The organism is Sulfurimonas sp. SWIR-19 (genome assembly GCF_020410885.1).
GTDB lineage: Bacteria > Campylobacterota > Campylobacteria > Campylobacterales > Sulfurimonadaceae > Sulfurimonas > Sulfurimonas sediminis.
The window spans coordinates 1,759,546-1,773,562 of record NZ_CP084578.1; the positions used below are offsets into that span (position 1 = coordinate 1,759,546).

General features: G+C 36.6%; 11 protein-coding genes. 5 read left to right on the forward strand and 6 right to left on the reverse strand.

Annotated features, from left to right (window positions below; translation table 11 throughout):
* Nucleotides 1–8 precede the first annotated feature (8 nt).
* Together lepA and LCX93_RS09195 are read left to right on the forward strand one after the other, a co-directional pair.
* Nucleotides 9–1,799 carry a translation elongation factor 4 gene (lepA, locus tag LCX93_RS09190; protein WP_226066006.1) on the forward strand — a complete coding sequence of 597 codons (1,791 nt, stop codon included), beginning with the start codon at nt 9–11 and terminating at the stop codon, nt 1,797–1,799.
* A gap of 10 nt (nt 1,800–1,809) precedes the next feature.
* On the forward strand, nt 1,810–2,385 hold the full coding sequence (locus tag LCX93_RS09195; protein WP_226066007.1) for a ComF family protein: 576 nt from the start codon (nt 1,810–1,812) through the stop codon (nt 2,383–2,385).
* Here the strand turns inward: LCX93_RS09195 and LCX93_RS09200 are convergent.
* Nucleotides 2,377–4,398, reverse strand: coding sequence for a hypothetical protein (locus tag LCX93_RS09200; protein ID WP_226066008.1), 2,022 nt, complete (start codon nt 4,396–4,398; stop codon nt 2,377–2,379). The genes LCX93_RS09195 and LCX93_RS09200 overlap by 9 nt on opposite strands.
* 194 nt (nt 4,399–4,592) lie before the next feature.
* On the opposite strand from LCX93_RS09200, the gene grpE reads away from it, so the two are divergent.
* Nucleotides 4,593–5,129: a nucleotide exchange factor GrpE gene (gene grpE, locus LCX93_RS09205; protein WP_193150264.1), complete on the forward strand. Its 537-nt coding sequence runs from the start codon at nt 4,593–4,595 to the stop codon at nt 5,127–5,129.
* A 108-nt stretch (nt 5,130–5,237) separates the two neighbouring features.
* Nucleotides 5,238–7,124 (forward strand): molecular chaperone DnaK, encoded by a 1,887-nt coding sequence (gene dnaK / locus LCX93_RS09210; protein ID WP_226066009.1) that lies wholly within the window; start codon nt 5,238–5,240, stop codon nt 7,122–7,124.
* A 25-nt stretch (nt 7,125–7,149) separates the two neighbouring features.
* Here the strand turns inward: dnaK and LCX93_RS09215 are convergent, their stop codons facing one another.
* Entirely contained in the window at nt 7,150–7,662 is a 513-nt protein-coding gene (locus tag LCX93_RS09215) for a nitrous oxide reductase accessory protein NosL (protein WP_226066010.1), read from the reverse strand.
* Between the two features lie 64 nt (nt 7,663–7,726).
* On the opposite strand from LCX93_RS09215, the gene LCX93_RS09220 reads away from it, so the two are divergent.
* Entirely contained in the window at nt 7,727–8,224 is a 498-nt protein-coding gene (locus tag LCX93_RS09220; RefSeq protein WP_226066011.1) for a redoxin domain-containing protein, read from the forward strand.
* Between the two features lie 7 nt (nt 8,225–8,231).
* Here the strand turns inward: LCX93_RS09220 and LCX93_RS09225 are convergent, their stop codons facing one another.
* The 4 genes from LCX93_RS09225 to LCX93_RS09240 all read right to left on the reverse strand — a co-directional run bounded on the left by LCX93_RS09225 (nt 8,232) and on the right by LCX93_RS09240 (nt 14,016).
* On the reverse strand, nt 8,232–8,912 hold the full coding sequence (locus LCX93_RS09225; protein ID WP_193151936.1) for a response regulator transcription factor: 681 nt from the start codon (nt 8,910–8,912) through the stop codon (nt 8,232–8,234).
* Nucleotides 8,913–8,979: 67 nt separating this feature from the next.
* Complete coding sequence (locus tag LCX93_RS09230; RefSeq protein ID WP_226066012.1) at nt 8,980–12,096, reverse strand: TonB-dependent receptor domain-containing protein; 3,117 nt, start codon at nt 12,094–12,096, stop codon at nt 8,980–8,982.
* Nucleotides 12,097–13,371, reverse strand: coding sequence for a tetratricopeptide repeat protein (locus tag LCX93_RS09235; protein ID WP_226066013.1), 1,275 nt, complete (start codon nt 13,369–13,371; stop codon nt 12,097–12,099).
* Nucleotides 13,372–13,380: 9 nt separating this feature from the next.
* The gene (locus LCX93_RS09240) at nt 13,381–14,016 is read right to left on the reverse strand and encodes an energy transducer TonB (RefSeq protein ID WP_226066014.1); all 636 of its coding nucleotides are present in this window, start codon (nt 14,014–14,016) and stop codon (nt 13,381–13,383) included.
* Between the last annotated feature and the right edge of the window lies 1 nt (nt 14,017).

The following is a 14,017-nucleotide window of genomic DNA, read 5'->3' on the forward strand; positions in this document are numbered from 1 at the left end:
GAGTATCATTGAAAAACATTAGAAACTTCTCAATCATTGCCCATATTGACCATGGAAAAAGTACCCTGGCTGACAGAATTATACAAGAGTGTGGTTCTGTTACCGAGCGAGAAATGGGTACGCAGATGATGGATACCATGGATATAGAGCAAGAACGCGGCATCACCATCAAAGCCCAATCTGTTCGGCTTGACTATGTAAAAGACGGAGAACATTATATTCTCAATCTTATAGACACACCGGGTCATGTCGATTTTTCGTATGAAGTGAGCAAGTCTTTGGCATCCTCTGACGGAGCCCTGCTTATCGTTGATGCCGCACAGGGTGTTGAGGCACAGACAATTGCCAATGTCTATTTGGCACTTGACAATGACCTTGAACTGATTCCCGTTATTAACAAAATAGACCTTCCCGCAGCCGATCCTGACAAAGTTGCCGAAGAGATAGAAACATCCATAGGAATAGATGCCACAGATGCTGTCCTTGTGAGTGCCAAAACAGGTGTGGGGATTCGGGAACTTATTGACGCCATTGTTGAAAGAATTCCTGAACCAAAGGGAAACCCTGATGCACCGACAAAAGCGATTATTTATGATTCCTGGTTTGACCAGTATCTTGGTGCCCTGGCACTTGTACGTGTTTTTGACGGAGAAATAAGAAAAAATCAAACAATTAAACTGATGTCAAACGGTGAAGAGCATCAGGTGCTTGACTTGATGTACCCGCATCCTCTGAAAAAAATCAAAACACAGGCTATAAAGAGCGGTGAAATCGGCATCGTGATTTTAGGACTTAAAGAAGTAAGTGTGGTAAGTGTCGGTGATACCATCACCGATGCAAAAAATCCCACTGCCAAACCGGTTGGGGATTATGAACCGGCAAAACCTTTTGTATTTGCCGGACTCTACCCTATAGATACTGACAAATTTGAAGACTTAAGAGATGCACTTGACAAACTCAGACTCAATGATTCTTCCCTCTCTTATGAACCTGAAACATCTATAGCACTCGGCTTTGGTTTTCGTGTAGGCTTTTTAGGTATGTTGCATATGGAAGTTATCAAAGAGCGCCTCGAGAGAGAATTCGGACTTGATCTGATTGCCACGGCTCCTTCGGTTGTTTACCATGTGTACCTTAACAACGGGAAGATGGTAAAAGTGCAAAACCCCTCAGAATTACCTGAAGTCAATCATATAGACAGAATAGAAGAGCCTTATGTGAAAGCCACAGTGATAACCCCTAGTGAATATCTGGGAAATATCATGAATCTTTTGGTTTCAAAACGCGGTATTCAAAACAAAATGACCTACCTCAACGAAGAGAGAGTAATGCTTGAGTATGAAATCCCGATGAATGAAATAGTCGTGGATTTTTATGATACGCTCAAGTCCATCTCCAAAGGCTATGCTTCTTTTGACTATGAACCGACTCAATTCAAAGAGGGCGACCTTGTCAAACTTGATGTCAAGGTTGCCGGAGAGGTCGTGGATGCACTCAGTGTGATTGTCCCGAGAACCTCTGCGCTTTCTCGCGGACGCACTCTTGTAAAAAACATGAAAGAGCTTATTCCCCGTCAACTTTTTGAAGTAGCCGTGCAGGCATCTCTGGGCAATCAGGTCATAGCCCGTGAGACAGTCAAATCAATGGGAAAAAATGTCACTGCCAAATGTTACGGCGGAGATATTACCCGTAAACGCAAACTCCTTGAAAAACAAAAAGCAGGGAAAAAACGTATGAAATCCATAGGCAAGGTGCAACTGCCGCAAGAAGCTTTTATGTCTGTTTTAAAAATGGACTAAAGTAGATTTAATGAAATGTATAGTGTGTGAAAGTTATGCTTTTGCACATATATGTTCTACATGTAAAACAACTTTTCTCTCCCCTGCTCTTTACAAAAGAACTCTCGCTAACGGTGTTGACATCCTCTCTTTTTACAAATACGAAGAGATAAAAGAACTGCTGTTTACAAAACATACAGACCTGGGTTTTTATATTTACACTATTTTGGCAAAACTCAGTTTTAAAAAATTTGCCAAAGAGTTTCATACAAAAGAAAAATTTGTCTCTTTGGCAGTGGATGATACCAGTACGGGCGGCTACTCACACACAGCCATACTCAACAATCATCTAAAGACCTACAACATCCAACCCCTTTTTAATAAACTCAGAGCCACCAATCAAATATCCTATTCCGGACAGACCAGGCTTTTTAGAGAACAAAATCCAAGAAATTTTCTACTGAAAAAGTTCAAAGGCGACAGTATCATTTTAGTTGATGATATTGTCACAACAGGACAAACACTTACACAGGCCTGTACAAAAGTTGAAGAACAGAGCAAAACCGTCAGTTTCTGCCTTACGCTCACAGATGCAAGTCTAAAATAGTCCTTTTAGGAGATTTCCTACATCTTTTCCTATTCTTTTTTGTATCTCTTTTTCAATGGCTTTTGTTGCCTCTTTTTTGATAATCTGCTTTGCGTCTACCCCGATTTTTGGTCTGTTAATATTTCCTTTTAGCGTAACACTCAAAGGGTTGCCGTTCGCATTAATATCTATTTTTGCATCAATTGTATTGGCTTTCGTGTCAATTTTTGTATTTCTTGCCACAATGGAAGATGTATTTGACTTTAAATTCAAAGAGGCAACAATTTTTTCTTTCTTGATTTTTGCATGCACATCCCCTTTAAAACGCTGTTTATACAGGTCTATATGTGCATATTGTTTTGTCAAATCAAGCACCTGATTAGGCATAAATGTACCTTTGGAAAGCAATCCTTTAAAGTCACCTTTTTCATCAGCGAGATTATAAAGAAATTTTCCGTCTACAGAAGCCTTAAATATTTTAGGATACAGCAGCATATCAAGAATATCCAAAGTCTGCAGTGATTTTAAATTTGCAACAAAATCATCATTGTGCAGTTTTGCATCAAGTTTACCACCGGCTACATTTGAAAAAAGTGTAAAATCCAAATCTTTTGCTTTTTTCAATACTCCATTAGCGGCCAAAGCACCTTTGAGATGCCGTTGCGTTGCAAAATAGAGTTGCTCAAGATTAGGAATTTTTACGGCATAGTCAGTTTGGAAGGAAGCCTCTTTTGTATCAAAACGTGCTTTTTTAATGACAAAATTCGCAAGCGTTGAAGAAAAATTTAATTTTGTGTCAACGATATTCTTGCTGAGTACTGTATGGGTTGTAGCATGAAACTTTGTTCTTGGCATCATACTTTTAAACTTATATGCTTTGGTGATGTACCTTGTGTCTACCAATCCTTTTGTAATTTGGGATGTCACAACACCCTGCAGATTTTTCGGGTCAGCATTGCTGATATTTACATGCATAGTAAACAACGCATCTGCGTAATGAGGCTGTTTGAGCATATAAAGCAGTTTTTGAAGTTTGAGACTTTTTATATCCGCTTCAATGCTTTTAGGTGCAAAATCATGCAGCGTTGCTACAAATGCTGTGTTTGAAGCAGCCAGGTCACTTTTTCCTTTGAGCATCATTTCTTCTTTATTGCCGACTACTGTTCCGTTGAGATTTAATTTTCCTCTTATATCAGCCGAAGTTATCGGTTTAAGCACTGCCAACTCCTTTACATGTAATGCGTATTTTGCCTTTACATGTAACGGAGTCGGAACTATATTGCCTTGCGATGTCATTTTGGCAAGGTTTGAGTTGAGCTTGTATTTATACTCAATTGCATCGCCTTTGAGCTTTGCATCCAAATTCATAGCAAATGCTGTTGGAGGAATAATGATATTGAAATCTTTTTTCATCACGCTTGCGTTTAATTTTCCGTTTTTTGTAACAAGAAAAATATCACCGTCAAGTTGATGCGGTGTGATGTTTTTAAAATTGACATTCAGATTCACATCGGCATCTGCATACGGTTTTTGATTAAGCATATGCAGCAAAGAGGCTAAATCGGCCGTATCTACTCTGGCTATGATTGCACTTGGATTGAGATTTGTCATAACAACTTTATAGTCTGTTTTACTTTTGGCAACATCACTCTTTCCTAACACAGTAAACAGTTTGTCATTCCCTTTTACGGTTCCGTTCGTAAAAAAAGAATCTTGCAGCTGTATTGAAGTCAAAGGCTGCAGCGTCGCAAGTTCCCCTAAATCAACACTGTATTGGATATCAAAAGATTTTGAAAAAATCGAATATGTTCCTGCAACTTTGATTGTATTGTTCTCATTTAACTGCAAAACTATTTGAAAATCGCTCATTGATAAAGAAAAAACCTTTAGTTTCGAATCAAGTTTCGTCTCTTCTCTAATTTTGCTCTCTATAGCGGGTTTTATCAATGAGTTGCCAAAACCCGTAAACAGTATGACATACACGAAAATAAATATACCTACAATGCCAGCAAAAAACCAAGTTAAATATTTCATAATATTTCTCCATAAATTTGTAGTATAATAATACTCAAGTGAAGCTTCATTACAGTTTTAAAAAGACGAAAAACAAACTTGATACAATGTGACTAAAGTTATTTTATACAAATTACACAACTGTTACTTGACATTATTGCACTCAATGTGTATAATACGTTATCTTTTCAAGAAAAAAGGAGATATGAATCATTATGTCTGAAAAAGAAAATACGAATACAAATAATAACGAGATAGAGAATGATGAAGTCGCTGCTGAAGCTGAAGCAGTTGAAAACGAATTAGATTTACTGCAAAAAGAACTCGCAGAACTAAAAGACAAATATGCACGTGTTCATGCTGATTTTGACAATATCAAAAAGAGACTTGAGCGTGAAAAATATACTGCGGTTGAATATGCAAATGAAAAATTTGCAAAAGACATGATTCCTGTAGTGGATTCTCTTGAAATGGCTTTAAAATCTGCCGAAGCAGATGCTGATCCTCAGGAACTTATAGAAAAACTCAAAGAAGGTATTGAACTTACACTCAAGCAGTTTACTACAGCACTGGAAAAACACGGTGTAACAATGGTATCACACGAAGAACCGTTTGATCCAAATATTCACAATGCCGTACAGAGTGTTGACAGTGATGAAGTTGAAAGTGGACAGATTGTTCAAACTTTTCAAAAAGGTTACAAGTACAAAGAGAGACCATTAAGAGAAGCTATGGTTGTTGTTGCAAACTAACTTGCAGTAAATGCAACCTAGGTTGCAAAAAAAAAATTTAAAAGAGCGTACAATTACACTGTTTTAAAAAATATAAAATTCAATTAAACTTAAAAAAAGGAAGAAACAATGAGCAAAGTAATAGGTATAGATTTAGGAACAACAAATTCATGTGTGGCAGTATATGAGGGTGGTGAAGCGAAAATCATTCCAAATGCAGAAGGGAAAAACACAACACCTTCAGTTGTTGCATTTACAGATAAGGGAGAGGTTTTAGTCGGAGATCCGGCAAAACGTCAGGCTATCACAAATCCGGAAAAAACAATTTCATCTGTCAAAAGAATCATGGGTCTTATGATGAATGAAGAGAATGCAAAACTTGCACAGGAAAAAGTAACATATAAAATAGTAGACAAAGACGGTATGGCAGCAGTTGATGTTGCAGGAAAAGTCTACACACCACAGGAAATTTCAGCAAAAATTCTTTCAAAACTAAAAGAAGATGCAGAAAGCTATCTTGGAGAAAAAGTTACTGATGCTGTAATTACCGTTCCAGCATACTTTAATGACAGCCAAAGAAAAGCGACAAAAGATGCGGGAACAATTGCAGGACTGAATGTACTTCGTATTATCAATGAGCCAACTGCATCAGCACTTGCATACGGTTTAGAGAAAAAATCTGATGAAGATGTTTTAGTATATGACCTTGGTGGTGGTACATTTGATGTAACTACACTTGAAATTTCTGACGGAACATTTGAAGTTCTTTCAACGGATGGAAATGCATTCCTTGGTGGTGATGACTTTGACAACAAAATTGTTGACTGGTTAGCAAGTGAATTCAAAGGAAGTCACGGCATTGATCTTAAAAATGACAAAATGGCACTACAGCGTTTAAAAGATGCTGCTGAAAATGCGAAAAAAGAGTTAAGTTCGGCGACAGAAACTGAAATCAACTTGCCGTTTATCACAATGACAGAAGCAGGTCCACAACACCTGGTTGTAAAACTCACTCGTGCAAAATTTGAGGGAATGATTGAATCACTTGTTGATGAGACTATGGATCATGTTCAAACTGCAATGAAAGATGCAGACTTAAGCAAAGGTGACATCAAAGAGATCATCATGGTTGGTGGTTCTACTCGTGTTCCTTTGGTACAAAAAAGAGTTTCTGACTACTTTGACGGCAAAGAGTTAAACAAATCAGTAAACCCTGATGAAGTTGTTGCAGCGGGTGCGGCTATTCAAGGTGGTGTATTACGCGGAGATGTGAAAGATGTTCTTTTACTTGATGTTACACCGTTATCACTTGGTATTGAAACACTTGGCGGTGTTGCAACGAAAGTTATCGAAAAAGGAACAACAATTCCTGTAAAAAAATCTCAAATCTTCTCAACTGCAGAAGATAACCAACCAGCTGTTAGCATTAATGTTGTGCAGGGTGAGAGAGAGTTTGCAAAAGACAACAAATCTTTAGGTCTGTTTGAACTGACTGATATTCCGGCAGCACCACGCGGTGTACCTCAAATTGAAGTTACATTTGACATTGATGCAAATGGTATACTAACAGTTTCAGCTGTAGACAAAGGTACAGGTAAAGAGCAAAAAATTACAATCTCAGGTGCTTCAGGATTGAGTGAAGAAGAGATTGAAAAAATGGTTCAAGATGCAGAAGCACACAAAGCTGAAGATGAAGCGAGAAAAGCTGTTGTTGAACTCAAAAATCAGGCAGATGCATTGATTGCACAAACTGAAAAATCAATGAAAGAGATGGGTGACAATCTTGCAGCTGATGAAAAAGCAAAAATAGAAGCAGCTATCAATGATCTTCAAGATGTTCTAAAAGATGAAAACGCTACAAAAGAGCAAATTGAAGAGAAAGTAAAAGTACTTACAGAAGCAAGCCACAAAATGGCAGAGCAGATGTATAAAAAAGAGCAAGGCGGTGAAGCCGGAGCTGCAGATGCGGCAAAGAAAAAGGATGATGACGATGTTATCGATGCTGAGATAGAGTAATTTACTCTATCTCCATCCCTCCCTCTTATTTAAAATCTTTTTTGGCAATCTGCCAGGCAGAATAAAAATCAACTATTTTTCCACCGTATTTTTTTTGGAATGCTTTTGCATTATCTAAAGATTTAAAAGCATATTTACTCACTCTACTCATAGTTGCAGGTTTTTTACTCCCGACAACATAATAAGCTTCAGTAACCGGTATAAATTTTAAAGTGCTCACATCAACAACCTGAGGATTTTCAAGTTCAGCGCCCTCTTTTATATCTTTTGTTAAACAATGAATTGAACAGTACTGATGTGTTATCCCGTTCTCTTTTGCCGCATGATTTGTTTTATAGAACTTTACCAAATTCATACCGCATATATGGCAAGATTCTTTATCTTTTCCTTTTTGTAATAAAACAGCTTTTTCCTTAGAAACACTTTGGAACATTCTATGCACCGTTTTTTTTGTTTTATGAGGGGTTGCTTTGTGCAATGAAGTGCTACATCCCGTAATCAATACGAAAGACAGTGAAACAAGTAGTGCTTTAACCATGTATTTTCCTTTATTTTTTTAGCATTTTATCAGTTTATTATTACAATAGTGTTAAGCTTATCTTATGCTAAAAAAAATGAAACACTACCTCAAAGAAATTATCTTTTTTGTGATTACTATGACTCTTTTTGCAAATGCTTTAAGTTTGTACAGAAGTCAGGATTTATCACATAGTCCCTTAAGTGTTGACAGCTTTAAACTTATAAATAATCAAGAGTATCAAGTAGCAAAAAACAAACCGGTTTTAGTACACTTTTGGGCCAGTTGGTGTCCTACATGTAAGCTTGAAGCTTCAAATATAGAGTTTTTATCACACTATTTTGAAGTCATTACCATAGCTGTGAAGTCAGGGAGTGATGAAAAGCTTCAAAAATATCTTAATGAAAACAATTACACTTTCAAAGTTGTCAACGACCAAAATGGAAAACTCTCCTCAATATTTCATATTCCCGGATTTCCGACTACATTTATCTATGACAAAAACAAAAAAATGGTATTTAGCGAAGTTGGGTACACTTCAACACCAGGGCTCTATTTAAAAATGCTGTGGGCAGGTAAATAACTGTATACTAAAGCATCATATATCCAATACCCCGTATGGTTTTTATGTACTCTTTTGTATTTGCAGGATCAATTTTCTCTTTTAATCTTTTAACCGCAACGTTAACAGTTTTGCGGTGAATGTTTTCCGAATCTTTCCATATATGTTTCAGCAGGTAATCTCTGTCTAAAACTCTGCCTCGATGTTGTATAAGAAGTTGTAAAAGAGCTGTTTCCTGTTTTGTCAGATTAATATTCTGATCTTGTACAGTGAGTCTTTGTAAACTGAGGTCCAACTGCATATCTTTATACCGTAATTGTTCCACAATATTTTTTGTTTGCATGTCAGAACGTTTCAAAACTGCTTTAACACGCAGAAGAAGTTCCTCTATATCAAATGGTTTTGTCATATAATCATCACCACCTTTTAAAAACCCGTGTTTAATATCTTCTTGTGAGTTTTTAGCAGAGAGAAAAATAACAGGTATGTTAATATTTTTGTTACGAAGCATTTCAACATATAAGCTGCCTTCAATTTCAGGAAGTGATCTGTCCATCAAAATCAAATCAATTGATTCTTGCACTAAAGCTTCCCGTACATGTTTTGTATTCAAAAATCCCATAACATCATAACCGGCTGATTGCAGTGTATACTCCAACAGCTCTAATATATCACTGTCATCATCAACAATAAGAATATGCTTTTTCATAGAAGCTCCATTATTTATTTTTCTCTGCATTTAAATTTTCACATCACTCCGTAAAACAAAATGATGTTTAATACTTATAGCTGAAGGAAAAGCTGTAAAACCGGCCGGTACGGAATCGTTTGGTAACATTGGATCGGCTTCCCTGATACCAAATCGTCTCTTCGTCAAGAAGGTTCTTTAGTCTTAGTCTCAGGGCAATATGGTTTTTAAATTTTTCTATCCAAACAAAATCAACAATTTGCGGAGGTACCTCATAATGGTCAGGATAACGCTCACCTGCATCAATCATACCGACTTTACGGATACGTTCACCCATTTTATTGTACGAAAGTGTTACACTTCTATCTTTCTTTTCATAACCAACGGTTACATTCACAACAGTAGGCGAGAGCCCTTGCAACTCTCTTTTATTTGTTGTATACAGTTCTTGCTGCTGAGGCGTAAGATTGACTTCTGATTTCGTATAGGAAAAATTTCCAGAAAAATACCATCGTTTAAAAGAGTTGGCAATAAAATCAAGATTTTTTCTCCCATCAAGTTCAATCCCATAAAGTGTTGCATAGTCTGCATTGGCATAACTGTATCTTGGCAAAGAAGAGGTGGGTAACAAAACATCTTCAATAGGTTTATCTAAATATTTGTAGAATGTACCAAAAGTTACATTCTCTGTTGATGAAAAATAGTGAGAAAATCTCAGATCATAGTTTGTTATATCTGTATTTTTCAAATCCGGATTCCCCTTTACTGTTGCTATGTCATAGGGATGAAAATACTCGGTATCTGTAAATTCTCTTAAATCCGGAACAATATACGTTTGTGAATAGGCAAAGTTTATCTGATTCTTTTTATCAAAAATATACTTGAATGTCATGCTTGGTAAAATAGAATTGAAAGACAAGTTTTCAGGCACTTTTTCTATTGGTATAAACAGGTTATTAAAATTTGTATACTGATAAACAGTTTGTTGAAAGTCTGTACTTCTAGCACCTACCAGGAGCTCTGTCTTCTTTGTAGGTTTTAAGAACAGGTTTGCATACGTACTCGTCTCATCAACCTCAGCATCATACCAGTACGCTGGTTGAAAAGAGATATCAAGAGAAAAATCATCAAGATATTTATTATAGATTGTATCTATATCCTCAGTTAGTCTTCCTGCATTGCTTGACTGATTCACACGATATTTGTTATAACGGGATTCTCTTGTTTTTGCACTGTTGCTCCAACCGATTTCGAGATAATCATCCTTGCTCAGAAGTTCAAATTCTGTTCTGTTTTTAAGATAAAATGCCATCAGGTCATCATTTGTTGTAAGATTTAAAAAAACATTTGGTGCATATCTGTCCAGGTAAGGATCTCCAATCTGTACACCATCCAATCCTATATTTCTAAAATAGGTATATCGGTAGTTTGAAGGCTGATCAAGAAGGGCCTGCGTTATTTCAGCACCAAAAGAAAATTTATTTTTTAAATCAACAACACTGTAAAGCATATCTCCTGAAAATTGACTGGCAAGCAGTGTTCTTTCTTCCCAGTTTAAATCATAAGTAATTCTCCAGTCATCATTTGATCCTGCAACACCATCTGTAATTTTCGTTACCTTTTCAGATATTTTGCTGTAAAGCTGTGTGAACTTTAAATTTAAAACATTGGCATAATTATAATGAACATTTAAAATTGCAGAGTTTTTATACTGATCAACCGTTTTATATACATCTCCTTCTTGATTTGGTGTTTCATAGAGTGTATCAGTTGCCTGGTTATAATTATAATTGTAATACTTCTCCTCTCTATACGTATGATCCTGACCATAAGAGTAGTTTGCAAAAACTGCAATATGCCCTCTGCTCGCAATATCTTGATTATACGCTCCTTCTATTGACACTTTTCCGCCAGGAGCTAATGCCTGTGGAGTAATATTAAAACTTCTCTGTGTAATCTGTTGCATATACTCAGCATTATTTGCCGGATCAAAAGAGGGGACACGCTCACCTACAACAATTTTTGAATCATTTAAAATATCAGAAGGTATAGCTCTGTACCCGTTATCATACCCCATCCAATCAGTAGAACTGCCTTCATAGTTTGCTACCTTTTTTCCGGTATAAGAGTTCATTTTCAGTTCTGTTGTAATTCTAAAATAGTTCTCTTTTGCCTGTTCTTTTGTTCGGATATTCACATATCCTCCGCCAAAGCTTGCCGGTATATCTGCCGTTGCACTCTTTTGCACCTGCATAGACCCAATAACCGCTGCCGGAAATATATCCAAAGGAACCGTTCTTCTTTGCGGGTCCGGAGACGGCAGTGGCATAGAGTTCATTTCAACATTTGAGTATCTTCCTCCCAAACCACGGACATAAACATCACTTCCGTCAACTATCGTCACGCCGGTAATTCGCTTCAAGGCTCCGGCTGCATCACTGTCCCCTTGTCTGGCAATCTGCTCATTTCCCACAATATTTGTAATAGCATTGGCATTTTTTTCTTCATTCATGGTTGCAGCAATACTTCCCTTTACCTGAGGCGCTAAAACAATAAATTCTTCAAGTTCCATACTTGCAGGTGTCAATTTTACAGTGACTTTATGTGTTTTGTCTTTTTTTACTCTGATGTTATTCAGGGTTTGCGCACTGTATTCTGAATGGACTATTGAAATACTTAGATTTGTATCCGCCGGTATGGCAATACTAAAACTGCCGTTTTCATCGGTTCTTGCATCTATGGCAGTACCTTTGACAAAGATTCTTGCATTTGCCACACCTTTGCCGTCTTCCTCACTGAGAACGCTTCCTTGCAAGATTGCAAAATTTTTGGCAACTATACTGTTTGTATCACCTACCGGTGTATCAATTTCTACATAGGGTACAGCACTGTTTTCTTTAAAAGTCGCAATAAGCTGTGTATCCCGGGAATCTTTAATAATAACAGTTTTTTTTGTATATCCAAGATTATGGCCTTGATCATCTTTGGCAAAAATTTCTATCTGATGTTTTCCTGTTTCCAAAACAATCTCTACGCTTCCATCTTCATCAGTATAATATTTATATTTTCCGTCGACTAAAATCTCATTGTTTTCCAATGGCATCCCATTTAAAAAAGAAAATACGGAAGCTGAACCCGTATCTTCCGCATAAAGGCTGCCTATACTACACAGAGTTATCAGTAATATCTTAAATAACTGTTTCATTTATAAACACTCCAGACTGTTGTTTGTACATTTTTCTATATTTTTTCTAATGATTGTTGCTTTATTAAAAAGCTCGCTGTTTGAAATATGCTTCAGCTCTTTTTCGGCATTTTTGTAATCACCTGCCATATAATACGAATAGGCAAGAGCATACCGAAGATTATCATCATCAAGCATTTTATAGCGAAGCAGTGCTTTTTTCAGTCCTATGATCTTTCTAAACTCTTGCGCATCAAGGTAAAGTGCTATTTTTTGTTTCAACTTTTCCACCTTGTCTATATTGTGCGTATTAAGATAGAGTGCATGTGTAGTTTGTCCCACACGTCTATTCATCTCCACAGCATCCTTAAGATACTTTTTGTCAAAATAAGAACTCTCTTCAAAGAGATTTGCTGTCGTAAATTTCATATCTTTTTTAAGATATAAATGCCCCAGCAAAAAACTTAATTTTGCATTTTTTGGAAATCTCAGTTTCGCATCTTCGAGTATTTCAACAGCACTGTCAATCTGGTTTGTTTCAAGAAGCATCTGTGCAAGTGCTATATACTCTTTTGAACTACTGTTGACTTGCTGCATATACTCTTTTGCTGTTTTTATGGCGGATTGATACAATCCCAAATCAGCAAGATAGTAAAATTTTTGTTTCAGCAATACGGTACTGCTTTTCGGAAAGAGTTTCATACCTGTATTCAATGCTTTAATGGCACTGTCATACGCTTTGGTTTTGTAATAACATTCCGCTCTCAAAGTAAAAAGCTCAGCGCGGTTTTTTCCTTTTTCACCTGCATTGTCAAGACTTTTGACTGTGTTTTTGTAATCTTTTATCTTGTAATATTCCGAAGCCAGGTACATGTAAAGCTGTTCCAGCTTTTCCTGTCGTTTCTTTTTAGGATTAAATTCCGGTTGTCTGCTTTTTTGTTTTTCATGACTTCCTATAGAAAAAAGATACTTCTCCTGTATTTCAACTTTCGGAGCTTTAAACTCTTTTGTTTTTGTAGCTTCTATTGCCTCTTTATAAGCTTGTATTGCCTTTTTTGTTTTTCCCTCTTTAGAGTATAAAACACCCAGGACAGTATAATATTTAGCCGCATCAAAAGTTGGAGATTTTTGATTGACAACATCCAGTTCCTCATGTGCTTTTTCATATTTCCCATCATATATCATCAATGTGGCAAGCGCAATATGGTCAATCGAAACCGCATCATCCTTTTTGGCAATCACATGACTGCTTAAAAGCAGTGTTAGTAACAAACTCTGTAATATTTTTGTAAACATTTGCATTCCCTACTGAAATCTAATTTTTTGTTTAGCCCACATTTTTACAGGCTTACCTTTATATCTAGCAGGGCTAAATCTCCATGAGTAAACAGCATCAAGCGCTGCTTGGTCAAATATTCCGGTTGGCTGAGATTCTAAAACTTTGGCAATCTCGACATTTCCGTCTTTTCCAATAAGAATATTAATAACCACATACCCTTTGATACCATTTTTTGCAGCATCTTCCGGATACTCCAATGGTGGTCTTGATACAATGCTTGGTTTTACATCCACCGTATTTTCATTCATAATTGTATCTTGCACAATATCTTCAAGCAGTTTATTCGTATCACCTGCGATATTGTCAGTTTGAAACTCCGGAATATCCATAGCAATACCTGCCAATGATGAGTCTAAATTTGGCAACGGTGCTTTTGGCTGCGCCTTTTTTGGTCTTGGTTTTTGTTTAGTTTTTGGTTTTTCAGGTGTTACTTTGGTTTTCACACTTTTTATCTGTCGTATCTCTTTTTTAACAACAGGCTCTTTTTGTTCGATATTTTTGTTAAAGGAAACAACAAGCACAACCATCAAAATTCCGCCAAAGAGCAGAATAAGAAGTGCTGATAAAGTTCTTCCTTTTGTTGAATATTTTTTTTCAGGCATT

Coding starts and splice junctions, on each gene's coding strand:
- LCX93_RS09200 (WP_226066008.1), bottom strand. CDS start 4,398: ATGAAATATTTAACTTGGTTTTTTGCTGGCATTGTAGGTATATTTATT.
- LCX93_RS09230 (WP_226066012.1), bottom strand. CDS start 12,096: ATGAAACAGTTATTTAAGATATTACTGATAACTCTGTGTAGTATAGGC.
- LCX93_RS09215 (WP_226066010.1), bottom strand. CDS start 7,662: ATGGTTAAAGCACTACTTGTTTCACTGTCTTTCGTATTGATTACGGGA.
- LCX93_RS09220 (WP_226066011.1), top strand. CDS start 7,727: ATGCTAAAAAAAATGAAACACTACCTCAAAGAAATTATCTTTTTTGTG.
- dnaK (WP_226066009.1), top strand. CDS start 5,238: ATGAGCAAAGTAATAGGTATAGATTTAGGAACAACAAATTCATGTGTG.
- LCX93_RS09235 (WP_226066013.1), bottom strand. CDS start 13,371: ATGTTTACAAAAATATTACAGAGTTTGTTACTAACACTGCTTTTAAGC.
- LCX93_RS09195 (WP_226066007.1), top strand. CDS start 1,810: ATGAAATGTATAGTGTGTGAAAGTTATGCTTTTGCACATATATGTTCT.
- grpE (WP_193150264.1), top strand. CDS start 4,593: ATGTCTGAAAAAGAAAATACGAATACAAATAATAACGAGATAGAGAAT.
- LCX93_RS09240 (WP_226066014.1), bottom strand. CDS start 14,016: ATGCCTGAAAAAAAATATTCAACAAAAGGAAGAACTTTATCAGCACTT.
- LCX93_RS09225 (WP_193151936.1), bottom strand. CDS start 8,912: ATGAAAAAGCATATTCTTATTGTTGATGATGACAGTGATATATTAGAG.